Source organism: Leadbettera azotonutricia ZAS-9 (assembly GCF_000214355.1).
Taxonomy (GTDB): Bacteria; Spirochaetota; Spirochaetia; order Treponematales; family Breznakiellaceae; genus Leadbettera; species Leadbettera azotonutricia.
Genome location: NC_015577.1, coordinates 1,434,279 through 1,457,764, shown reverse-complemented (window position 1 = coordinate 1,457,764; position 23,486 = coordinate 1,434,279). Strand labels below are relative to the sequence as shown.

General features: G+C 53.4%; 21 protein-coding genes. 14 read left to right on the top strand and 7 right to left on the bottom strand.

All coding sequences use genetic code 11. From position 1 onward, the window contains the following. The first annotated feature begins 53 nt into the window (after positions 1 to 53). Both TREAZ_RS06265 and TREAZ_RS06260 read left to right on the top strand, forming a co-directional pair. Positions 54 to 647, top strand: coding sequence for a pentapeptide repeat-containing protein (locus TREAZ_RS06265; protein WP_015710982.1), 594 nt, complete (start codon positions 54 to 56; stop codon positions 645 to 647). After that, the gene (locus TREAZ_RS06260) at positions 644 to 1,261 is read left to right on the top strand and encodes an MBL fold metallo-hydrolase (protein ID WP_015710981.1); all 618 of its coding nucleotides are present in this window, start codon (positions 644 to 646) and stop codon (positions 1,259 to 1,261) included. Before TREAZ_RS06265 ends, TREAZ_RS06260 begins: the two co-directional genes overlap by 4 nt. On the opposite strand, the gene TREAZ_RS06255 is transcribed toward TREAZ_RS06260, so the two are convergent. After that, positions 1,258 to 2,940: a hypothetical protein gene (locus TREAZ_RS06255; RefSeq protein ID WP_015710980.1), complete on the bottom strand. Its 1,683-nt coding sequence runs from the start codon at positions 2,938 to 2,940 to the stop codon at positions 1,258 to 1,260. The genes TREAZ_RS06260 and TREAZ_RS06255 overlap by 4 nt on opposite strands. After that, positions 2,937 to 3,752 (bottom strand): hypothetical protein, encoded by an 816-nt coding sequence (locus tag TREAZ_RS06250; protein WP_015710979.1) that lies wholly within the window; start codon positions 3,750 to 3,752, stop codon positions 2,937 to 2,939. Before TREAZ_RS06250 ends, TREAZ_RS06255 begins: the two co-directional genes overlap by 4 nt. Positions 3,753 to 3,799: 47 nt before the next feature. Between TREAZ_RS06250 and TREAZ_RS06245 the strand changes: the two genes are divergently transcribed. Genes TREAZ_RS06245 through TREAZ_RS06235 form a run of 3 tightly spaced genes read left to right on the top strand, consistent with a single transcriptional unit; the run spans position 3,800 to position 5,982 of the window. Further along, positions 3,800 to 4,417: a hypothetical protein gene (locus TREAZ_RS06245; RefSeq protein WP_148257726.1), complete on the top strand. Its 618-nt coding sequence runs from the start codon at positions 3,800 to 3,802 to the stop codon at positions 4,415 to 4,417. Next, positions 4,410 to 4,724, top strand: a complete 315-nt coding sequence (locus TREAZ_RS06240) for a DUF167 domain-containing protein (protein WP_015710977.1) — start codon at positions 4,410 to 4,412, stop codon at positions 4,722 to 4,724. The genes TREAZ_RS06245 and TREAZ_RS06240 overlap by 8 nt, the downstream gene beginning before the upstream one ends. A 58-nt stretch (positions 4,725 to 4,782) precedes the next feature. Continuing rightward, positions 4,783 to 5,982: an NADP-dependent isocitrate dehydrogenase gene (locus TREAZ_RS06235; protein ID WP_043923340.1), complete on the top strand. Its 1,200-nt coding sequence runs from the start codon at positions 4,783 to 4,785 to the stop codon at positions 5,980 to 5,982. A gap of 21 nt (positions 5,983 to 6,003) precedes the next feature. On the opposite strand, the gene TREAZ_RS06230 is transcribed toward TREAZ_RS06235, so the two are convergent. The 4 genes from TREAZ_RS06230 to TREAZ_RS06215 form a co-directional block, all read right to left on the bottom strand. Next, positions 6,004 to 7,092: a Gfo/Idh/MocA family protein gene (locus TREAZ_RS06230; protein WP_015710975.1), complete on the bottom strand. Its 1,089-nt coding sequence runs from the start codon at positions 7,090 to 7,092 to the stop codon at positions 6,004 to 6,006. Between the two features lie 4 nt (positions 7,093 to 7,096). Beyond that, positions 7,097 to 8,068 carry an ABC transporter permease gene (locus TREAZ_RS06225; RefSeq protein ID WP_015710974.1) on the bottom strand — a complete coding sequence of 324 codons (972 nt, stop codon included), beginning with the start codon at positions 8,066 to 8,068 and terminating at the stop codon, positions 7,097 to 7,099. Then, positions 8,065 to 9,564, bottom strand: a complete 1,500-nt coding sequence (locus TREAZ_RS06220; RefSeq protein WP_015710973.1) for a sugar ABC transporter ATP-binding protein — start codon at positions 9,562 to 9,564, stop codon at positions 8,065 to 8,067. Before TREAZ_RS06220 ends, TREAZ_RS06225 begins: the two co-directional genes overlap by 4 nt. 105 nt (positions 9,565 to 9,669) lie before the next feature. Then, on the bottom strand, positions 9,670 to 10,674 hold the full coding sequence (locus TREAZ_RS06215; protein WP_043922945.1) for a sugar ABC transporter substrate-binding protein: 1,005 nt from the start codon (positions 10,672 to 10,674) through the stop codon (positions 9,670 to 9,672). A gap of 108 nt (positions 10,675 to 10,782) precedes the next feature. On the opposite strand from TREAZ_RS06215, the gene TREAZ_RS06210 reads away from it, so the two are divergent. From TREAZ_RS06210 to TREAZ_RS06190, 5 genes are read left to right on the top strand one after another with little or no spacing between them, the layout of a single operon-like run. After that, positions 10,783 to 11,616: an HAD family hydrolase gene (locus TREAZ_RS06210; protein WP_015710971.1), complete on the top strand. Its 834-nt coding sequence runs from the start codon at positions 10,783 to 10,785 to the stop codon at positions 11,614 to 11,616. Next, a complete protein-coding gene (locus TREAZ_RS06205) occupies positions 11,606 to 12,583 on the top strand; it encodes a GSU2086 family protein (RefSeq protein WP_015710970.1) in 978 nt (325 codons plus the stop codon). Before TREAZ_RS06210 ends, TREAZ_RS06205 begins: the two co-directional genes overlap by 11 nt. Positions 12,584 to 12,592: 9 nt before the next feature. After that, positions 12,593 to 13,171, top strand: coding sequence for a D-sedoheptulose-7-phosphate isomerase (locus TREAZ_RS06200; protein WP_015710969.1), 579 nt, complete (start codon positions 12,593 to 12,595; stop codon positions 13,169 to 13,171). Between the two features lie 9 nt (positions 13,172 to 13,180). Further along, positions 13,181 to 14,281 carry a PfkB family carbohydrate kinase gene (locus TREAZ_RS06195; RefSeq protein WP_015710968.1) on the top strand — a complete coding sequence of 367 codons (1,101 nt, stop codon included), beginning with the start codon at positions 13,181 to 13,183 and terminating at the stop codon, positions 14,279 to 14,281. A gap of 47 nt (positions 14,282 to 14,328) precedes the next feature. Further along, positions 14,329 to 15,225: an ROK family protein gene (locus TREAZ_RS06190; protein WP_015710967.1), complete on the top strand. Its 897-nt coding sequence runs from the start codon at positions 14,329 to 14,331 to the stop codon at positions 15,223 to 15,225. 529 nt (positions 15,226 to 15,754) lie between these two features. Here TREAZ_RS06190 and TREAZ_RS06185 read toward each other — a convergent pair. Next, entirely contained in the window at positions 15,755 to 16,246 is a 492-nt protein-coding gene (locus tag TREAZ_RS06185; protein ID WP_015710965.1) for a hypothetical protein, read from the bottom strand. 238 nt (positions 16,247 to 16,484) lie between these two features. Here TREAZ_RS06185 and carA point away from each other — a divergent pair, with 238 nt between their 5' ends. The 4 genes from carA to TREAZ_RS06165 are packed head-to-tail and all read left to right on the top strand — an operon-like array spanning position 16,485 to position 23,451. Further along, a complete protein-coding gene (gene carA, locus TREAZ_RS06180) occupies positions 16,485 to 17,651 on the top strand; it encodes a glutamine-hydrolyzing carbamoyl-phosphate synthase small subunit (RefSeq protein WP_043922943.1) in 1,167 nt (388 codons plus the stop codon). Between the two features lie 9 nt (positions 17,652 to 17,660). Beyond that, positions 17,661 to 21,017 carry a carbamoyl-phosphate synthase large subunit gene (carB, locus tag TREAZ_RS06175; protein WP_043922941.1) on the top strand — a complete coding sequence of 1,119 codons (3,357 nt, stop codon included), beginning with the start codon at positions 17,661 to 17,663 and terminating at the stop codon, positions 21,015 to 21,017. Then, positions 21,018 to 21,902 (top strand): alpha/beta fold hydrolase, encoded by an 885-nt coding sequence (locus TREAZ_RS06170; RefSeq protein WP_015710964.1) that lies wholly within the window; start codon positions 21,018 to 21,020, stop codon positions 21,900 to 21,902. Positions 21,903 to 21,954: 52 nt separating this feature from the next. Next, entirely contained in the window at positions 21,955 to 23,451 is a 1,497-nt protein-coding gene (locus TREAZ_RS06165) for an L-fucose/L-arabinose isomerase family protein (protein WP_015710963.1), read from the top strand. The last annotated feature ends 35 nt before the right edge of the window (positions 23,452 to 23,486 follow it).

Genomic DNA, 23,486 nt, shown 5'->3' with positions numbered 1-23,486 from the left:
ACTATCAAAAACCCTCCCTACTCAATATAAGAAAAATGTGCTATGCTTTAATTATGTTTACCATAACCTCCTGTGCGGCAGGCTGCGGAAGGCCGGCTATTTCAGGGTCGGCACTCTGCGCAATCCATTCGGCTGATCCCGAAGCCGAGACCCGCCGTATCGCGGAGTACATAGCCGAACGGAAGGCTATCAAGGATCTCAATGCCCAGGGTCTGCATTTTGACAGCGTGGATTTTTCCCAGAGGCAATTTTATGGCTGCAATTTCACAGGGGCTATTTTCTCCATGTGCCTCTTTACCGGCGCAATGATGCGCATGAGTTTTTTCGATTTTTCTACCCTCATAGCCTGCGACTTTTCCAAGGGCGATTTTCAATTCCTTTCCTTTGCCGGGGCCAGCATTCAGGAATGCAATTTTGAAGGTTCGGAACTGGTGCACATCAATTACGGCGGCACAACCATTACAGATTCCACCTTTAACGGCACGAACCTCTACAACAGCCGCTTCATAGGTTCCAGCATCCTTAAAACAGATTTTAAAAATTGCAATCTCAAGCGCACCAATTTTATCAATGCCAAACAGGAAGAGGTTTCTTTCAAGGCTTCCAATTCTGCGGAAGCTGTTTTTGAAATGGAGGAAATGGATTGAAGCTCTATTTCCATTACTGCACTTTTGGTTTTTCCAATGCCTATGTGCTGGGAACCGAAGACAATGACAAAACAAAAGAAGCAATCATTGTTGATCCCGGCAGCATGAACGAAACCATACTCAAGTACATAGAAGACAATGAATATACCCTTAAAGGGGTCCTTATCACCCATGATCACCTGAACCATGTGCATGGCTTAAGGACTTTGAAGCGTATTTACGATGTGGATATTTACAGCGTAAACCCCCTGATACGGGACCAACAGACTATCCTGGTTCGTGATGGGGATAAAATAGAAATAGGGGGCTTCAATATCGAGGTCATTTCAGTCCCCGGACATTCCGCTGATTCGGCGGTATTTAGCATTGAACATCTCTTGTTTACAGGCGATGCCTTAAGCGCAGGGCTTGTAGGCCGCACTGCCAGTACCTATGCTGCCGCCAACCAGATAACTGCCCTGAGGCACAAGATCCTTTCCCTCCCCGGGGATTATACAGTCCTTCCGGGCCATGGGCCACCCACTACCCTCGAAGCCGAAAGGCTCTTCAATGCGGGGATCAATACCTATATCGATCCCAACAGAAAGCGTGTCAATTTCAAAATTGATATTTAGTCGAACCGTATCGAAACTTTTCTTACCCTGCCTGCTGCAAGGCCGAAACGGCGATTCACATAAGACGAAAACGCCTGGGCTTCTTGGGTAAAGGCTTCCGCTAATTCAGGCCATGTCCCGCTTGCCTCGTCTTTGGCAGGCAGCACAGACCTACGCCATTCGGATTCGTTAATACGGCCAGCCAGGGATTCCCCAAAATATTTAGCAGCCTGGGATACGGGCTGCTGCAGTATATGGGCCATAAATTCATTTATTACCAGATCCGTATCCCTTGTGTCATAAGCCTGATACCCAAAATAAGAAAGAATAAAACGCTTAGGCACTTGAGGAAGAGCCTCCCAGCGCTGCCGTGAGTAATTACGGAAATCGCTGTCTATAAAATAAAGGCCGTGAAAACTTTCATGAACCATAAAAAGAGTGCGAAGGTAACCTTTCGATTCCTGGGAAACGGAAACTATGGCGCCCTCCCCTTCTTCGATAGCGCCATTGCTGCTTTTTCGCAGTATTCCTGCAGCCAATAAAATTGATTCAAGTTCTTTTTCTTCTTTAAGGAGGGGAAAATCAGTTTTTCTGGCAGCTTCAAAAAAACCGGCCAATGCAGAGGCACGGTAATCATGGGCATTCCAGCCATGAAGGTTAGCGATTTCTTCATCCTTTGCCAGGCGGCCTCTGAACCCTGCTTTTTCCACAAAAAAAGCCAGCCGCTTAAGAAAGCGATCCTGCACATCATAATCAGCCATATCAAAAATCAGCACCTGGGGAAACCCTTCCCAGCGGAAGACTTCCAAACGGGGATCTCTGAAGGCTTCTTTAGGCCAGGCAAGGATCAAACCAGGATCAGCGGGGATAGGCTCGGGAAAAGGCCTTTGCGGAGCGGGAAGCAATTTAACACTTTTAATGTCACTGCCGGCAGTAATACTGTCAATCATAAGGGGAAAAGATCCTGAGCCGATAAAAACATCAGGAACAGTAAATTTCACTGCCGGATTGGACGCTTCCATCCTGAAATACCCCGGACCCTCGTTCCCTCCTTCTATTTTAAGCCCCCCGGGAAACTCGCCGGGGCCATCAATGAGCAGTTCGGCTTTGCCCTTGATGCGGAAGGCTTGAGGGGGATCGATATAAAGGGAAGCGTTTTTCATATAAACAAAAGGGCTTGCGGCCACAGGTGCAAGGGCATCTTCCCGGGAATACCCGAACCAGCGCCTTGCAAGGGCCATGGCATGTATCCGAAGCCGGGGAGCGTTTTTGTTTTCGCTTTTTTCGGCAGGAATAAAAGCTATGCTTAATCTGTCAAGGCTCAAAGGGGGAACAGGGATCACATAACGCAGTTCGTCAGGACTTTCCGCAAACCCGAGGAATGAAAAACTCCAGGGCAATTCCCAGGAATTTTCCCCCAGGCTGAGGACTATCTGCCCAGGCGTAGCATCATCTGATTGTGACGGGCTAAAGGAATAATCAATTTCAATGGAAGCGTCATCGGGGATTTTCAAGGGGCCGTCAAAGACATATTCGAGCTTGCCATCCCCTGAAAGGGCAAGGAAGCCCTGGGCAGCATTTTTGGAAAGCCCATAGATTGCAACGTCCCCGTCGGACGCAAAAGGGAAAACCGCCGCTTCTTTATAGGAACAGGAGGCAAGCAGGACGAAAGCCCCTGCCAATGCCAGAAAAGGCTTCACAACGCCACAATCCCCCGGGCTATGATCTTTGCCAGGGCAAACGTTCTATCCATAGTCGTTTCAGAATCGGGCCGTAAAAAGTTCTCAAGCTGAGCTCCAAAAGATTCCGGCAGCTCAGGCAGTTCTAGTACTTGCTTGTAATAAGCCCTGTGGGAAGGCTCAAAACGGCGGTTAATGCAGAACAAGGTCAGGCAAGCAGACTTGATAAAACCTGCGGCAGAGATAAGGTAGTAAAAATCATCCCCCTGAAAAACCGCTGCCCCGAGATCACTTAAGAAATGCTCCATCTTGGATTCATGGGCATTCCTCATGCGCAGCCAGAATTCATCGCCCATAGAACCAAGCCTTTTGCGCAGGGACTGTATCCAGTCATTGCGGGAAAAAAGCAGATCCCCGTTGAGGAGGCGGTAAAAACCATAAGTGCCCGAATCCTTAACGAGCCAGAGAAATTCAAGGCGGCTGTCCGCAATGGAAACCAATTCCTCTATCAATTTGACGGATTTATATTCCAGCCTCACCGGAAGATCCCCAACAAGGAAACGATCCTTGCCCTCCCTGGCGGCGTCCTCCCCCTGGGCACCAGCGGAGCCCACACTGGATGTCTCAAAGGCAGCCACATCATCGCCAAATAGTTTGGTGCGTTTTTCTATAGACGGTATGGGGCCGCTGCAGTAAATATCCAAAATAAGCGCAAAATAGGGGTCCAGCGTATCGGGCAGAGCGGCCTCGTTGAGGGAAATGCATTCCACCCCAGGCCATTCGGAAATAATCGATACCAGCCGGTCAGCCAGCTGCTTAGTCTTAAATTTCATTGCTTTTCCTTTGTTTTTATTTATAATTATAGCATGGAAAAGGAATTTTGACCACTCCGCAGAAGTCTATGCTTCGTTTCCTCATCCTCATCCCCCACAGGGACTGCAGCAAAGCCCTTCGCGCGTACTGCCGCAGCCTCTTTGCGTCGGGCCTCCCCGGCGCATGGTCCTTCCCCGGCGCCATACCCCTGGCCCAGGTATCCGGGCCTTTTACGCGGGAAGAGCTTAAGGACGCAGCCCATAAGCTGCGGGGGCTGAGCATCCAAAACGAAAGGGATGGCAAATTTTACAGTACCGGGACAGCCCTTGCCCAAAGCCCAGGAATCGATGCTTTCAGGTTTTTCGGCATAAAGCTTGGTTTCTCAAAACCTTTCGAAGGTGCAGAAAAGCTGCCTCCAGTGAATAAAAAAGTCATATACGGTTTCAATACCCTTTGCCTTTGCGCCGCGCTCATTACCCCGGAAGCGGCTGCTGTCGATAGGGCCCTGTCCAGGGAACTGCCAAGCGCACCGGGGATATCCTTCAGGGCGGCCTCGATTGCCAACCTCAGCATGAAGCCTTTAAGCACAGGCGAAGCCCCCTATTCCTGGGAATGGGAAATCGGCGCCCCTGTATGGCTCCCCGCATATAAACCGGACAAAAAGAAGAACGCAAAATATGAATAATCCATACCGTGCCGAGGGCGAATGGCTCTACCTTTCTATCAAGGCAGTCCCGAGCTCGTCCAAATCCCAACTGGGGGAAGTCAAGGAAGGCCGCCTCAAGGTAAAAATCGCCGCTGCTCCTGAAGACGGCAAAGCCAATGAGGAACTCCGAAGTTTCCTCGCCAAAAGCCTGGGCCTTGCCAAAAAGGATGTGACTCTCACGGCGGGCGAAAAATCCAGGCTAAAAACCATCAGGCTCCCAGGCTCAATCGAACAGACGCTGAACACCTTGATCCTAAACCGCAAAGAATCAACAAACTCGCCCTAAAGGGCCGAGGCATGTTCCCTTGCTGTCAAATCGGATTTCCTGCTATAGTATGTCAATTATGGAAAAGATTTTAATGAAAAACCCCATTGTGGAAATTGATGGGGACGAGATGACCAGGGTGCTTTGGGCTTTGGTTAAGGAAAAGCTCCTCTTTCCTTTTGTCGATCTTAAAACTGAATATTATGATTTGGGGCTTGAGAACCGGGATGCCACCAATGACGCAGTAACTGCCGAATCTGCCAGGGCCATACAGCGGCTGGGTGTTGGAGTGAAGTGCGCCACCATCACAAGCAATGCGGCAAGGCAAAAGGAATATAGCCTTAAGAGCCTGCACCCCAGCCCAAATGCTACCATACGTTCCATTTTGGACGGCACTGTGTTCCGCAAGCCCATTGCGGTTTCATGCGTGAAGCCTTCGGTTTCTGTCTGGAAGAAGCCCATCGTCATCGGCCGCCATGCGTATGGGGATGTGTATAAAAACGCTGAGATGTACATACCCAGCGCCGGCAAGGTAGAGCTGGTCTATACCCCTGATGACGGAAGCGCCGAAAAGCGTGTTACTGTCATGGACATGAAAGGACCCGGCGTAGTGCAGGGCATGCACAACATGGATGAATCCATCAGGAGTTTTGCCAGGGCCTGCTTCCTGTATGCCATTGATCAAAAGCTTCCGGTCTGGTTTGCCACTAAAGATACTATCTCCAAAACCTATGACGGACGTTTCAAAGAACTCTTCAACGGGATTTATGAAAAAGAATTTAAAGCCAAGTGCGATGCTGCGGGGGTAACGTACTTTTACACCCTTATCGATGATGCAGTGGCACGGGTGGTCAAGGGCGAAGGGGGCTTTCTCTGGGCATGCAAGAATTATGACGGCGACGTGATGAGCGACATGATAGCCAGCGCTTCGGGCAGCCTTGCCATGATGACCAGTGTCCTCGTTTCCCCCTCGGGGGCTGTGGAATACGAGGCCGCCCACGGCACGGTACAGCAGCATTACTACCGCTGGCAGAAAGGCGAAAAAACCAGCACCAACCCTGTGGCCCTGATCTTCGCATGGACAGGGGCTTTGGCAAAACGGGCCGAACTGGATAACACCCCGGCTCTCGGCGGCTTCGCGAAAAAACTCGAAGAAGCAACACTCAGGTCAATTGAAGACGGGGAAATGACAGGCGACCTGGCCCGCCTTGCAGAGCCTGCCCCGGCAAAGGCCCTGGACTCCTGGGAATTCGTGGACGCCATTGCGAAGAGGCTTTAGGCTCCGGGCGCAGGATTGCACTTAGGCTATTTTGACAGGTTTTCCTGTTGATGCGCTCTCATACAGAGCGTCGATGATCTTCATCAGGATAAGGGCCTGCTCCGGGGTATTCAGAGGCTTGGCCCTGCCCGCCAGGGCATCAATAAAATTCATGGCATTTCCGATGCGGCCCATGGATTCATCTTTTTCGGTTTTTATCACCAGGTCAACCTGATTGCCGTATTCCTCTGCAAAGAGTCGGCAGCTATCAATACTGGTTTCATCCCGGCCGTCGATGCCGAAAAGGCGCTCCACCTTGCCCCCTGCCTTTTGCCCCTGGAAGGTGACGGAAACCATTTCTCTCTCGACCATTTCGGCCCAGGAACTGCGGATCATAAGGGACTGCCCGGTCTTGAAAGTAACCATGGCATGGCAGGAAGTCTCCACATCGCCGGTGCTCTCTGTAGGGCCGGGGATGCCAAATTGACCTTTAAAGGCTCTGTTATTCATAAAGTCGTTATAAGTAGTTCCCAGGAGATAATCCGGTTCGGGAAAGTCCATAAAGTGGAGGGCCAGATCCAGCATATGGGGCAGATCGATAAGCGCGCCGCCTCCGGAAAGGGCCTTGGTGGTGAACCAGCCGCCGAACCTGGGAACCCCTGTCCGCCTTATCCAGAATGCCTGGGCCGAATTGATCTTCCCAACCCTGCCCTCATCGATATACCGCTTCATTGCCCCGGACTCGGGGCGGGCCCTGTTGTTGAAATTGAACATCAGGGTTTTGCCCGATTTTTTTGCAGCATCCAGCATAGCCTGCGCTTCGGCAGCATTCAGGGCCGGAGGCTTTTCGCAGTATACATGCCTGCCATTCTCCAGGGCTTCGACAACCAGAGCCTTGTGAAACTTGTTCGGCGTAATCACCGAGACAGCATCCAGCTCCGGGGAACCGGCAAGCATCGAAGAAAGATCCTTGTAAAAACGCTTTATGCCCCGTCCCTTCCCAAAAGCCTCGGCCCTGCTGATGTCCATATCAGCCACGGCGATAACTTCCGCCCCTGCACGGGTAAAGCCGTCGTAATGGTAGGGGGCCATGCTCCCGGCGCCGGCGATGCCAACCTTAATGCTGCTCATGGCGCTACTTCTTTCTGTTCTGCGCCAAAACCGCGATGATGATGATGATCCCCTGCACAAGGCCGTTGAGGAATGGCGGCACCCGGGCCATGATCAGCACAGTGCTGATGATGCGGAGCATCAATACACCGAGGAAGGTCCCGATTATTTTGCCCCTGCCCCCGGACATGGAAGTGCCACCGATTGCCACTGCGGCGATTGCATCCATTTCATAGGCCATGCCGGCGCTGGCAGCCTGTATGGCAGAAAGGCGGCTTGCCAGAAGGAAGCCGGCCAGGCCGTAGAGGGTCCCCGCGTAGATAAAGATAGTCGCCTTTATGCGATCAACAGAAATACCCGAAAGCCGGGCCGCAAGTTCATTGGAACCAATGGCATATACATAGGTTCCGAATTTAGTCTTTGTCATGATAATGCTGGTTATGATGGTAATCACGATGAAGAAGATCATCAGGGTGGGCACCCCAAGGATGCGGCCCGCAGAAACCAGGCGAAAAGATTCGTAGATATCGAGATTCACCGTAAAGGGGCCGCCCTGGCCGAGCTGGTTGATCACCGAACGCCATGCCGACATGGACGCAAGGGTTACGATGAAAGGCGCTATGCGGCCCTTGGTAACCAGCACGCCATTAATAAGCCCGATAAGAAACCCGGCGCCGAGGCAGAAAAGGAGGCAGAGGGCAATGCTTCCTGTCCTGTTCAATACGGAAACACCCATACCGGAAAGGAAGGCCACTGCGGAACCAACAGTAAGGTCTATCATCCCCGCGGAAATGATCAGGCTCATGCCCATGGCGCAGATGCCGACTATAGAACCCTGAATGAACTGATTGCTCAGGTTGTTCCATGACAGGAACGAAGGGTTTACCACAACCGCTACAATCACCAGGACAATAAAACTGAGCCAGTGGCTGTTTTCCGTGGTGATATACTGCCATGTTTGTTTCGCGTTCTTTTGTCCAAAAAGTGCTATTCTCATTTTTGCTTCTCCGTGGTGGCGCCTGTTGAATGAGCCATGATATTGACTTCTGAAATATCCTGTCTCTCAAGGACTATATTGATTTTGCCTTTATACATAACAATGCAGCGATCCGCCACCTGAAGGATTTCGGGAAATTCGGTGCTGAACATCAGAACTGCTTTGCCGTCCTTTGCCATGTTGTTGACCAGTTTGTAGATCGCGTATTTGGAGCCCACATCAATACCCTGGGTCGGGTTATCCATGATGTAGACATCGGCCCCGATTTCCAGCCATTTGCTCAAAATAAGTTTCTGCTGGTTGCCCCCAGAAAGGGATGTGACAGGATCCAAATCGCTCCCTGCCCTTATATCCATCTTGTCCTTGTTTGCCATATAGCGCTGGTGCTCTTCCTTTTGGGAAACGAAAAGTTTTTTGTGCTTTGCCACAAAGTATGCCAGGGAGTTATTCTGCCTGATGCTCAGATGGGGTATTATGCCCCGTTCTTTCCGGTTCCTCGGCACCATGGCGATCCCGCTCTGCATGACTTTCTTTATCGATTTGGTTTCAAGCTTCCCCCGGGCTGTCGAGACAATCCCGCTCTTTATGGGGCTTGCCCCGAAGAGCGCGGTAGCAAGCTCGTCAGTGCCTGAACCCTGGAGTCCGGTGATCACAATCACCTCGCCCCGGTGCAGTTCAAAGGAAATATCCTCGAAAGTACCGCCTGAAATTCTATCCGCCTTGAGCACCATTTCGTCATGTACCTGGGAAGCCTGGCCTTCTTTCAGGTTTGTGGCGACAAAGGTCTTTCCGATAAGGAGCTCGGTCGCCTGGTGCTCATCGATATCTTTAATGTTCCCGGACTGGATAAAAGCGCCGTCCCGGAGAACCGTGTATTTATCGCAAATCTGAAAGACCTCGGGCATCTTGTGGGAGATGTAGATAAAGCTTACACCCTCCTTTTTCAGCTGGTTCATGATGACAAAGAGGTTCTCTATTTCGTGGGAATTCAGCGCCGTGGTAGGCTCATCCATGATGATAAGCTCAGACTTGAAAAGCAGGGCATGGGCAATTTCGATAAGCTGCTTCTTTGCCGTTTCAAGGGCAGCCACCGGAAGGGTCGCATCAATCCCGGTATTCATATAATCAAGCACTTCCTGCGCCCGTTTGATTTCATCTTTTTTGTTGATGAATCCGGCCCTGGCATATTCAGCGCCAAGGAACATATTCTGATAGACCCGGAGATCGTTGCAGAGGGAGAGTTCCTGGTGGATGAACCGTATCTTCATCTCATTTGATTTGCGGGGCGTCATGGCATGGACGGCGTTCCCGTCGATCACGATTTGCCCTTCATCCTGGGAAAAGGTTCCGGCAAGGATATTCATCAGCGTGGTCTTGCCTGCGCCGTTCTCCCCCAACAAACCGTGGATTTCACCGGGAGTTACCGTAAAGGAAACATCTTTAAGGGCATTTACGGGCCCGAAGGATTTTGAAATGCTTTTCATTTCCAGGATCATTCAAACACCCCGCGCTAATGAGCTATTATGCAAAAAGCTGCCTGAGGAAATTTATGACATTCCGTTCAGGCAGCTTTTTAATTACAAACCTAGATGCGAATACGTTTAGAGGCTGTAACGAGTCTTATACTCTGCACTGTCAATGTGGGCCTTGTAATTGGACTTGTCAATTTCTTTGGTACCGATTTTGACATCCTTGGGAGGAGTCTTGCCCTGGATAATGTCGGCGCCCAGATCGATGGCATCCCGGATAAAGGAAGGGGAGAACCAGTAGGTCAGGAAGTCCACGCCCTGGAGGCCGGAAGTTTCAAAGAGGGGCATATTTTCCCGCCTGCCGCCAACGCCGCTGATCAGCTTGATGTTGAGCTTTGCGGGGCCCCGGTAATTCTTGATGGCGTTCACAATGCCGATGACTTCTTCATCGTCATCGGTATAGATAGCCTGAAGGGATTCAACCTGATCCCGCGAAGCGGTGTTCAGGAATGTTTCAAGCTGCTCCTGGGCTTTCTGGGAACTCCAGTCGGTCACAAAGGACTGCACAATGGTGAAGTTTTTGTTGGCTGTGGATTTAAAGCCGTCGGCCCTTTCCTTGGGAACTGTAGAGCTGTCGCCCAGGAACTCCAGATAGTTGATTGTTCCGGCTCCAGCCTGGGAGGCGAAATACTTGTTGAAGTACCTTCCCATCTGCTCGCCGATGGTGACATTGTCGCCGGAGATGTCCGCGGCCTGGCCTTTAAAGCCGGTGATAAAGCGGTCATAGATGATGAGGGGGATCTTGGCGTCAACGATCTTCTGGGCTGCGCTGCGGAGTTCATCCCCGTTGACGGGCCAGAGGATGATTACCGCGGGCTTAAGGCCGATGAGGGTATCAACGGCATTGTTCTGCTCGCCGGACTCGTTGGCAGTGAGGTAGCGGTAATCCCAGCCGTTCTTTTCGGCAAGGAGCTTGGTTTCCGCTTCGCCGTGCCGGATCGATTCACCGGTAAAGCCGTGGTCGGCAGCGGGGGTAACGACCCCGATCAAGGGCTTTTTGGACTGGGAGCCGCCATTGGCAAAAAGCATGCCCGTAACAGCCGCGAGGACAAAAAATACTGCGATCAGTTTCTTCATAAATTCCTCCATAAGAATTATTATCTCTATACAACAGTATATTGAGCGATCCTGCAAAGTGTCAATAGTTATTGTTATAAATCCCCTGTCCGTGCTACTATGCCGTTTATGATTGAAGTAGTGAACCCGGAGGCTGCCAGGGGCAGCTTTCGTTTTGCGATTTTTGATTTTGACGGGACCATCAGCCTTATCCGCGAAGGCTGGCAGCAGATTATGATCCCCTATTTCACCGATGAAATGGCCGCATGCCCTGGAGCGGCGAAGCGTTCACGGGAGGACATAGCCGAAGAGGTGCGGGATTTTGTCTACGTCCTTACGGGGAAGCAGACCATTTACCAGTGCATGGAGCTTTCGGAGCGTATTGCCAAGCTTGGGGGGAAAGCGCTGGAGCCCCTGGCATACAAGGCTGAATACCACCGCCGCCTGGGATTGCGGATTGCGGGCCGCATTGCGGAACTTGAGAAGGATCCCGGCGCCGCAATCAACCATGTGGTACCCGGCAGTTTTGCCTTCCTTGAAGCCCTTAAAAAGCGGGGGCTTACCCTGTATCTTGCCAGTGGCACTGACGAGGTCTATGTCAAGCAGGAAGCTTCGCTCCTGGGGGTTACTCCCTATTTTGCCGGGGTCTACGGCGCCCAGGATGATTACAAGTCCTTTTCAAAAAAGATGGTCATCGATCGCATCATCAAGGAACACCAGCTCAGCGGAAAGGAGCTGATTGGGTTCGGCGACGGCTACGTGGAAATCGAAAACATCAAGAGCGTCGGGGGCTTTGCCTGCGGGGTCGCCACCGACGAGGTGCAGCGTACCGGCGTGGACCAGTGGAAGCGGAACAGGCTTACGTCTTCCGGGGCCGACATCATCATCCCCGACTTTACAGAAACCGAAAAGCTGATAGCCTATCTTTTCGAAAAAAACGAAGGGGCGGCCCATGCCCTTTGAACAGTTCGACCGGTCCCGGCTCAGGATGCTCCCCCTGTCGCAGCGGGTCCACGACCTGGATCTCTCCGCTATCCTCGATCCCGATACCCACAAGATTGGCTTTAGGCACCCCACCATCGACCTTCTGTCGGACAGGATCATCGCGGCCCGGGAAAAAGGGGCGGCTGTGCTGATGATGATGGGCGCCCATGTGATCCGGGCAGGGACTGCGCCTTACCTCCTGCGGCTCATGGAAAAGGGCTTAATCACCCATTTTGCCCTGAACGGGGCAGGATCGATCCACGATTTCGAATTTGCCGAAATCGGAGCCACCACGGAAAGCGTTGCCCGCTATATCAGCGAAGGCCAGTTCGGGCTCTGGACCGAGGACGCCCACCACAATGAGGCGGTCAACCAGGGCGCTGCCGAGGGCCTTGGTTTTGGCGAGGCTATAGGAAAGTACATAGAAGAAAACAAATTCCCCTACCGGCAGCACAGCCTCTGCGCGGGGGGCTACCGCATGCAGGTGCCGGTTACGGTTCATGTGGGGGTGGGCTGCGACATAGTCCATGAGCACCCCAACTGCGACGGAGCTGCCATAGGCAAGGCAAGCTATACGGATTTTCTCATTTACGCAAAGACCGTGGAGAACCTTGAGAACGGGGTCTTCCTCAACTTCGGTTCCGCCGTCATCGGCCCCGAGGTATACCTTAAAGCCCTGGCAATGGCCCGCAATGTGGCGCGCCAGGAAGGGCGGTCCATAAACCACTTTACCACCGCCGTCTTTGACCTCCACGCCCTGGAAGGGCTGGACATCAACGAGGCGCCACCCAAGACCGATGCGCGCTACTACTTCCGGCCCTGGAAGACCATCATGGCACGGACCGTGGCGGACGGCGGCGAAGGCTATTATGTGCAGGGAAACCACGGCGACACAGTCCCGGCCCTGGCCGCAAAACTGCTCGCTGCAGGAAAAAACTTTAAATAGGGGAAAAGCATGAAAACATTTCTGGACAATTACAGCAACGGCGTGATGGAGGCGATGAAGAATTTTGAAGCTGATCAATTTGAAAAGATCATAGCCCTCATCGCGGATATCTACAAAAAGGATGGGCAGATATTCATCGCCGGCAACGGCGGCAGCGCCGGCTCCGCCAATCACTTTGTATGCGACTTCGGCAAGAACGCCGTTGACTTTAAGTCGGGCAAGCGGCGCTTCAGGATCATCTCAGTCTGCGACAATGTGGAAAAGATAACCGCCCTGGGAAACGACATCGCCTTTGACGAAATCTTCAGCTTCCAGCTGACCAACCTGATGAACGAAGGGGACATCCTTATTGTCATCAGCGCCTCGGGAAATTCGCCGGACATTGTCAAAGCCTGCGAGTATGCCAAAACAAGAAAAGGGAAGATCATCGCCCTTTCAGGATTTGACGGCGGCAAGATAAAAGCCCTGGCCGATGCATGCATGGTAGCCCGGCTTAAAACCTATGAGCAGATCGAAGACATACACCTGGTCATTCTCCATATGATCGTCTGCTACTTCAAAGAACATCCGAAAGTTCTGGGATTGTAGGAAAAAGCCATGGCGCTGGTTAGCAGAAACAGACTTAAGGAACTGCTTGACGGTTTCCCGGATTTGAAGATCGCTGTAGCGGGGGACTTCTTCCTGGACAAATGGCTCGAAATCGATCGAAGTCTTGACGAGCCTTCGGTGGAGACCGGGCTTACCGCATACCAGGTAGTGCAGAAGCGAGTTTACGCAGGGGCGTCAGGCACGGTCCTGTCGAATCTTGCAGCCCTGGATGTGGGCAGGCTCTTTGCCCTGGGCTTTACCGGCGACGACGGCGAAGGCTTTGAGCTGCGGCGCTGCCTTTCATCCATGGGGGTAAACATGGATTCCCTTATAACAAGCGGCGAAGTGCAAACTCCCACCTATACCAAGCCGGTCTTCCGCAGCCAGGGGCCTGGCGGCAAAAAGTTCCTCGAAGAAAGCAACCGCCTGGATCATAAAAATGTCCTCCCCACCCCCGCCGACATTGAAAAGCGTATCATCGCGTCCCTTTGGGAAATTGCCCCGAAGGTAGACGCCATCATCGCCCTGGATCAGCTGGTGGGTGAAATCTACGGGGTCATTACCCCGGCGGTGCGGGGGGAGCTTGCCAAAATCGCGGAGCAGTTCCCCAGCCTCGTTATGTATGCGGATTCCCGGGCCTTCATCAGCGCCTTCCGGAACATGGCCATCAAGTGCAACAACCTTGAAGCGGAGAAACTCTTTCGCGGGCCTGCCGCAGGGAGTTTCGCCGGAAGTCCCTCGGGGAGCCCCGGCGGTTCGACGCCCAGCCTTGAGGAAACCGGGGAATGCCTTTTAGGGCTTTCAAAGAATTCCCGCAAGGAAGTTTTCATCTCCTGCGGCGAAAAAGGGGTGCTGGTAAAAGGCGATGACGGAAAGCCCTTCCTTGTCCCCACCATCCCCCAGCACGGCGAGATCGACATAGTTGGCGCAGGGGATGCATGCAGCTCGGGGATAGTTACCACCTTGTGCCGGGGCGGCACTCCGGTTGAAGCAGCCTTTGTAGGCAACCTGACAGCCTCCATCACCATCCAGGTAATCGGAGCCACCGGCACTGCCTCCCGGGATCAGATCCTTTCCCGCTATGATGAATATTATGGAGACCAAAACTGAGCCGACCTGATGGCAAGCCGGGCGAAGCCCTTTCCCTGGCAGTAGACATGGGAGGCTCGAAGTTCCTTGTAGGGCTGGTCGATTCCTCGGGGGAGATTCTCTGTTCAAAAAAGCACCACTGGTCCGAACTAAGCCCCCGGGGAGTGGTTGCCGATGTAAAGACCGCAGCCCACGCCTTGCTGGAAGCCAACCCCAATTTGAAACCCCAAGTGATGGGGGCCACCATACCAGGCCTTGCGGACCCGGAAAAAGGCATTTGGGTGGAGTCGAGTTTTTCGGGCATACGGGATCTGCCCTTTGCCTCAATCATGGAAAAAGAATTCGGCCTCCCCGTAAAACTTGATAACGATGTGCGGGCCTGCGCCCTGGCCGAATACCGGCTCGGCTGCTGCAAGGGGATAGATCACTTTGTCTGGATCACCGTGTCCAATGGCATTGGAGGCTGCGTCTTTGCCGGCGGGAAGCCCTACCGGGGGGGCTCGGGGAATGCCGGGGAGATAGGCCATATCATTGTTGAAGAAGGCCCCGGCGCCCGGTTATGCAAGGCAGGCCATCAGGGCTGCGCCGAGGTGCACGCGTCAGGCCAGGGGCTGGCAAAAAACTACATCTCCCTGGGGGGAAGGGCCCAGCCAGGGAAGCAACCTCCCGATGCCAAAGCCATCGATGCCCTGGCCCGCGCCGGAGACCAGACAGCCATAGACGCCTACAAACTGGAGGGCCTTTACCTGGGCCGTGCAATCGGGGCAGCAGTCAATCTCTTAAGCCCCGACAAGGTTGTAATCGGCGGCGGTGTCTCCCTGGGCTTCGACCTCTTTTGGCCATCCCTGGAAGAAACCCTTAAAACCCATGTCTACCAAAACGCCAACCCCCGCCTCAGCGTGGAGCCAAGCCTCCTGGGTTACAACGCAGCCCTCCTGGGAGCCGCGGTTTTGAGCTTCTCGTGATAAATGCCGCTAAATGGCAGGACGATCCTAGCCGAGGAAAACGGTGGCAAACATCATTAGGGAACTTTGGCAAATACGCGGTGAATTATGGGACAAGATCTTCCTTCCGGTGGATCCCTTCCTTGTAAAAAATGCGGACACCTGAGCTAAAATTCCTGACATCCTGGCTAGCAACACAATCATTCTCCAAAAAAGCCTGACCATCCTGGCAAAACACTCCAATATCCTTGTAAAAAACACGAAGGCTCGGACAAAAAGCTCAGGGACCTGAGAGAAACACCTCAAGTACCAAGAAAAAATCCTTGGCGCTCGTGCAAAAAGCATAAAACCACGAGAAAAATAGCTCAAGGCTGAAGAAAAGATCGTGGAACCTTGCGCAAAAAACAGAAGCTCTCGGGAAAAACATCCAGGCACTGGAGAAAAAATTCCATACCTTCTGGCTCAGAACATAATGGTTTCAGAAAAAAGCTTCGGGTTTGGGCCTAGAAAGGCCGGGGCTTTCGCCCCGATGCAGAGTGGCGTCTTTCAATCACTGGCCCTGGGCCTTTGTTTCCCCTTCTTCTTCCCGATGCTTGCGGTGGGGGAAGCGGCTCCTTAGTTCCTCGTAGATGGCTTTGGCCCCTGGTATATCCCGCATTGCGGCGATCTTCACGGATTTGTAAAAATCCAGCGCCGAAAGATAGGCTTTGCTTCCGGCGGCTAATTCCGTGTCCTGAAGATTGTCCGTAAGCTGCTTCACGGAATTCGTGAATTTCCACAGTTCATGGGCAGTGGAAAATACCGCCTCAAAGGTTTCGGTGGTCAGAAAGCCCGGGCACATATTTGGGTTTTTCCGCGCATATTCCTCGGCCTTCTCCACAAAACTGAGGGATTTCCGCCCCATCTTTGGCATTTTCCGCCGTTCAGAAGGCGTCAGGGCCATTACATAAGGCTCCAACTTGCCGGAAATTTCTTGAATCATGTCCTGGACTTCCTCCAGCACATCCGACGGAATCACGTTGATGAATTCTTTATCTACCATTTTGGTTTCTCCTTGGTGATTTATTACCTAAAAAATAATGAATTTCCCCCCCGATCGTCAACTGTTTTCGTTAAATTTTTTCACTTTTTTTTGTAATTGCCAAGATCAAAGATATGAATATCAACTTTTACCATATTATGCATATATTAAAGCCCAAAATTCACTCCTTTTTTAATTTTCTATTCCTAATTTTGTTCCATGACTTGATTGTTTTATAAAAAAACAGTAAATTCTAGGCATGAAACAAAAGACCCTTAAATCAGCCCGCCTCGTCCTGGAAGACGGCTCCGAATATGCGGGCTGGTCCTTCGGCAGGCCCCGGTCCCAGGCAGGGGAAGTGGTTTTCACCACCGGCATGGCCGGGTACCCCCAGTCCCTGACAGACCCCAGCTTTAGGGGGCAGATCCTGGTTTCCACCTATCCCCTGGTAGGCAATTACGGAGTGCCTCTCAAACCCAAGACAGGCGAGCCCTTCCTGGACAGCCAGGGCATACCGGTTCACTTTGAATCCCCCATGGTGCAGGTCTCAGGCTTTGTAGTGGCCGAGGCCTGCGAGGAGCCCAGCCACTTTGCCTCGGGCGCGACCCTCTCCGCATGGCTCGATAAAAACAACGTCCCCGGCATCTGGGGCATAGACACCAGAGCCCTCACGGAGCGGCTCAGGGAGCACGGGGTCATGAGGGGAAAGATCCTTGTGGAGGGCAGCAGGGACGTGACCATGGATTCGGGGATCGCCGCAAACCCTGTGGCGGATGTTTCCCATCCCGAAATAGTGACTTATACCCCCCTTGCTGCCGGTATTGCCGGCGGCAAAGGCGCTGCAAAGAACGCTGATAAAGACCCGCTCCTAAAAATCGCCCTTATCGACTGCGGGGCCAAGGCCAACATACTTCGCTGCCTTTTGGCCCGGAATGTGGAGGTTATGCGCCTCCCCTGGAACCACGATCTGAAGGGCATTGAATACGATGGCCTCTTCCTCTCCAACGGCCCTGGGGACCCCAAGGCCTGCGGCAGGACCATTGCCATGGTGCGCCGGGCCTTCGATCTGAAGAAGCCCATCTTCGGCATCTGCCTGGGCAACCAGATCATGGCCCTCGCCGCCGGTGGCGACACCTACAAACTCCCTTACGGCCACCGGGGCCAGAACCAGCCCTGCGTCGAGGCAGGCACGAGCCGCTGTTACATTACGAGCCAGAACCACGGCTATGCCGTGCGGGGCGAGACCCTCCCCAAGGGCTGGGAGCCCTGGTTTATCAATGCCAATGACAACACCATCGAAGGCATACGCTCTACCCGCCACCCCTTCTCGGCAGTCCAGTTCCACCCCGAGGGCTGCCCCGGCCCGAGGGATACGGAATTCTTGATCGACAGGTTCCTGGAACAAGTCCGGGAAAACAGGAAATAGGGAATATATATGACGAAAGAAAACGTTAAGAAAGTGCTGGTCCTCGGTTCAGGGGGATTAAAGATTGGCCAGGCCGGGGAGTTCGATTACTCCGGGTCCCAGGCCCTCAAGGCTTTGAGGGAAGAAGGGATCAAGACGGTCCTCATCAATCCTAATATTGCCACCATCCAGACCAGCGAAGGCATGGCTGACGCCACCTACTTTCTGCCGGTGACCCCCGAGTATGTGCGGCAGGTTATCGAAAAGGAAAAGCCCGACGGTCTCCTCCTCTCCTTCGGGGGGCAGACGGCCCTCAACTGCGGGGTTGCCCTGGACAGGGACGGAACCCTCTACAAATACGGCGTCAAGGTGCTGGGCACCCCGGTCAAGGCTATTGAAGATACAGAGGATCGGGAGCTCTTCGTGGAGAGGCTCAATGAGATAGGGGCCAAGACGCCGCGCAGCATTGCTGTGGATGCAAAGAGCGGAACCGATGGGGCGGCGGAGGCAGCAAAAAAAATCGGCTACCCTGTGATGGTCCGGGTTGCCTACGCCCTGGGCGGTTCAGGTTCGGGCATTTGCCGCAACGAAGGGGACATACGTCGCCGCTGCGACAGGGCCTTTGCCAGAACCAATGAAATTGGTTCCGCGCCCCAGGTGCTGGTGGAGGAATGGCTCGGGGGCTGGAAGGAAATCGAGTACGAAGTGGTGCGGGATCGTTTCGATAATTGCATCACTGTTTGCAATATGGAAAACTTCGATCCCCTCGGCATTCACACAGGGGAAAGCATTGTAGTTGCCCCGTCCCAGACCCTCACTGATTCCGAGTACCATAAGCTCAGGCGCATAGGCATCGAGGTCATACGCCACCTGGGCATCATCGGCGAATGCAATATCCAGTATGCCCTTGATCCCTTTTCCGAGGATTACCGCATCATCGAAGTGAACGCCCGGCTTTCCCGGTCTTCAGCCTTGGCTTCCAAGGCCACAGGCTACCCTCTTGCCTTTGTGGCCGCGAAACTTGCCCTTGGCTATTCGCTTATTGATATCGAGAACCGTATCACCAGGGTTACCAAGTCCTGCTTTGAGCCTGCCCTGGATTATATAGTAGTAAAAGTGCCACGCTGGGATCTGGCCAAATTCAAAAACGTTGACGTGCGCATCGGTTCCGAAATGAAGTCTGTCGGCGAAGTCATGTCCATAGGCCGCACTTTCGAAGAAGCCCTGCAAAAAGCCCTCCGCATGACCGGCATCGGCGCGCCTGGCCTTGCCGGGGATGACAACTTCTGCGGGAACGGCAGGAGCAATATACGGGACGCGCTGCAAAAGCCCACAGACCGGCGCATCTTTATCATCTACCGGGCTCTCCAGGAAGGCTGGAGCGTAGACAAGATCTACAAGCTTACCAAGATCGACAAATGGTTCCTCTACAAAATCGCAAACGCTTTGCAGACAGAAACTGAGTTACGGGAGCTGGTTAAAAAAGAGAAAGAAGAGTTTATAACCGCAAAGGACACAAAGGCAAACAAGGAAAGAAAGGGAGAGAAAAAGATTGCTTCCCCCTCCCCCCCTTCGAGTCCTTCGTGGTTAATTCCCAAAGATCTCCTGGCCCGGGCCAAGCGCTTAGGGTTTAGCGACGCCCGTATCGGCGAGTTTGTGGGCATGAAGGAAGGGGACGTGCGATCCCTGCGGGAAGAGTACCGCATCAGGCCGGCGGTCAAGCAGATTGACACCCTGGCTGCCGAATACCCGGCCAAGACCAACTACCTCTACATGACCTACGGCGCAGGAGGAGCGGGGAACGCCGATGATGTGGCGCCTTCCGCCCGGGGTGTCATGGTGCTGGGGTCGGGGGCGTATAGGATCGGGAGCAGCGTGGAATTCGACTGGTGCTGTGTCAACGCGGTGGATACCGCGCGCAGGCTGGGGCGTTATTCCATCATGGTGAACTGCAATCCCGAAACCGTGTCCACTGATTATGACATGTGCGACAGGCTCTACTTTGAGGAGCTTACCCTGGAGCGCATTCTGGATATCTACGAGAGAGAAAGGCCCGACGGGATCATACTGAGCATGGGCGGGCAGATCCCAAACAACCTGGCTACCAAGCTTTACTCTTCAGGCGCGGTGATCTACGGTACTACACCCAAATCCATCGACATGGCGGAAGACAGGAATAAATTCTCCGCTCTCCTGGACAAACTCAAAATAGAGCAGCCTGAGTGGAAAGAGCTTACCGACCTTGCTTCGGCAAAAGATTTTGCAGCCACGGTTGGTTATCCTGTTTTGATACGGCCCAGCTACGTGCTTTCTGGGGCTGCCATGAATGTGGCATGGGACGACGAAAGCCTTGAGACCTTCCTCGGCCTAGCCGCGGATGTTTCCCCTGAACACCCCGTGGTCATCTCCAAGTTCATCGAGAATTCCAAGGAGATAGAAATTGACGCTGTTGCCCAGAGGGGCGAAATACTCTTCCACGCCATCACGGAGCATATCGAGAACGCCGGCGTGCACTCTGGGGACGCCACAGTGGTGCTGCCTGCACAAAGGCTCTACATCGAAACCATCAGGAAGATACGCACTATTGCCGAGCGCATCTGCGCGGCGCTGGACATTACCGGGCCTTTCAATATCCAGTTCCTGGCCCAGCGCAACAGGGTGCGGGTCATCGAATGCAACCTCAGGGCAAGCCGGAGCTTCCCCTTCTGTTCCAAGATCAGCAGGGTGAACATGATAGACATGGCAGTGAGGGCCATGCTGGACGAGAAGGTCGAAAAAAATGTTTCGTCTGCGTTGGATCTTCCCTGGGTGGGGGTCAAGGCGGCCCAGTTCAGCTTCTCCCGGCTCCACGGCGCTGATCCGGTTACGGGCGTTGAGATGGCCTCCACCGGCGAAGTGGGCTGCATAGGCAGCGAGATTGGCGATGCCTTCCTAAAAGCATTGCTGTCGGTGGGCTATCGCATTCCCAAAAAGCGCATACTCCTCTCCACAGGGCCCATCGAAGACAAAATCGACTTCCTCGACTCTGCAAAGAAACTGGCCGATATGGATTATGAGCTTTACGGTTCAAGGGGCACCGCGAAATTCCTTGCCTCCAACGGGGTCCCCATCAAAGCCCTCAACTGGCCCCTGGAATCGAAGGAGCCCAATATCGCGGGGTTCATCAAGCGCAGGGAACTTGACATGATCATCAATATTCCAAAAAACAACAAGGAAACTGAACTCAAGAACGATTATATCATCAGGCGCATGGCGGTGGATTTCGACATCCCCCTCTTTACCAATATCAAGGTAGCCAGGGAATTCATCGACGCCATGGTGTACGCCAAGGACAAGGGCGGCTCTCCCGGGGCACTGGAAATCAAAGCCTGGGAGGAATACCGCTAAATGTACGCCAGGGTAAATGGCATCAAACTATTTTTCGATGTGGACGGCAAGGAGCTGGAACCCGAGGGCAATGCCATGAAGCGCAAGCCTGTGTGCTTCATACTCCATGGCGGGCCCGGCGACGATCACAGCTCTTACAAACCTGCACTCGATCCTCTCACAAAGTATATGCAGCTTGTGTACATAGATTTCAGGGGAAGCGGGCGCAGCGATTATCCTGACGATAGCACTTATACTGTCAAACAGAATGTGCTGGACATCGAAGCGTTGCGAATCTACTTGGGGCTTGAAAGGATAGCTGTCTTCGGACAGTCCTACGGGGGCATAGTAGCCCAGGCTTATGGCATCGCATATCCGCAAAGCGCTTCGGCACTCATGCTTCTTACTACCACCTCCAATCACCGGGCTTTTGAAAGGGCCAGGGAAGAGCTCAAAAAGCGGGGAAGCCCCGATCAGATCGCCATGGCTGAGAAATATCTCTGGCCCGGGAAATTCCCGGACAACGAAACGTACCTTGCCTATTACAAACTCTTTGCAAACATGTATACCCTGAAGCCTGTGAACATCCCTGCTTTTAACGAAGCCATGGGAAGGGCCGTGCTTTCGTACAAGGCCCTGAACCGCGGTTTTGGCGGGGATCTTCAAAGCTTTGACTTTGACAAGGAGCTTTGCAAAATAAGCTGCCCCTGCCTCCTCATCGGGGGCAGGCAGGACTGGGTTACTCCCATTGCCTGCACCCAGGAGATGAGCGTCCTCATACCGGACTGCCGCACCGTGATTATTGAGGACTCAAGCCACATCGTGCTGGGCGATCAATATGAGAAGACCATGGAAGCTATCATCAACTTTGTCTCCGAAAGGCTTTACTGCGGAAACTTGACATAAACCGAGTACAGGCCCACAATAGAGAAATTCTATTCTTACAAGAGAGGTTACTATGAGCCAGAATATTCCTGATGTGAAGCTGGGGATCATTGCTGTATCCCGCGACTGCTTCGTCCTTTCGCTTTCCGAAACCCGCAGGAAGGCGGTGGTTTCGGCCTGTACCAAAAAAGGCGTTTCTATTTTCGAAGCCAAGACTACGGTAGAGAATGAAAAAGACGCCGTAAAAGCGGTGGAGGAAGTTACCAAAGCGGGCTGCAATGCCCTGGTGGTATTCCTGGGGAACTTCGGCCCCGAGACCCCCGAGACCCTCATTGCCCAATGGTTCAAGGGCCCGGTGCTGTACGCCGCCGCTGCCGAAGACACCGGCAAGGATCTTATCAACGGGCGGGGCGACGCCTACTGCGGCATGCTCAACTGCTCCTACAATCTCGGGCTGCGCAAGCTCAAGGCAGTTATCCCCGAGTACCCCGTGGGCGACCCTAAAGGTATCGCCGCCATGATCGGGGACTTTGTCCCTGTGGCCCGGGCTCTCATCGGCATTTCCCGCCTCAAGATCATCACCTTCGGCCCCAGGCCCCAGGACTTCTTTGCCTGCAATGCCCCCATCAAGGGCCTCTACGACATTGGCGTGGAAATAGAAGAAAACTCGGAGCTGGATCTTTTGGTGAGCTTCCGCAATCACAAGGGCGACAAGCGCATCGACGCGGTTGCCAAAGACATGGCCAAGGAACTTGGCGCAGGAAGCCAGTACCCCGACCTCCTCCCCAAGCTTGCCCAGTTTGAATTGACCCTCCTTGACTGGGCAGAAGCCCACAAGGGCGCACGGGACTATGTGGCCTTTGCCGACAAGTGCTGGCCGGCCTTCCCCAGCGAATTCGGCTTTGTGCCCTGCTATGTGAACAGCCGCCTCGCGTCCCGAGGCATCCCCGTAAGCTGCGAAGTGGATATCTACGGCGCGCTCTCGGAATACATCGGCGCCTGCATCACTGGCGACGCGGTGACCCTTCTGGACATCAACAACTCGGTGCCTTTGGATCTCTACACTTCAGACATCAAACCCAAGTACAAAAAGTACACCATCCAGGATGTGTTCATGGGTTTCCACTGCGGGAACACCCCCATCTGCAAGCTCAAGAAAGAAAAGAACACGGCCCTCAAATTCCAGCTTATTCAGAACCGGACCCTGGAAGGAGGCAAGAAGCCCGACTTTACACGCGGCACCCTCGAAGGGGACATTGCCGCCGGGGAGATCACGTTCTACAGGCTTCATGGAGGCCCCGACGGTTCGCTCCAGGCTTATATCGCCCAGGGCGAAGTGCTTCCCGTGGCTACCCGTTCATTCGGCGGCATCGGCGTTTTTGCAATCCCCGAAATGGGCCGTTTCTACAGGCATGTGCTTATTGCCAAGCACTATCCCCACCATGGGGCAGTGGCCTTCGGCAAATTCGGCAAAGCCCTTTTCACGGTCTTTGACTACCTCGGCGTGCCGGACATTGCGTATAACCAGCCCAAAGGAACTCTCTACAAGACCGAGAATCCCTTCGCCTGATCTGTTTCTGATATCAAATGTTGAAAAGGGCCGCC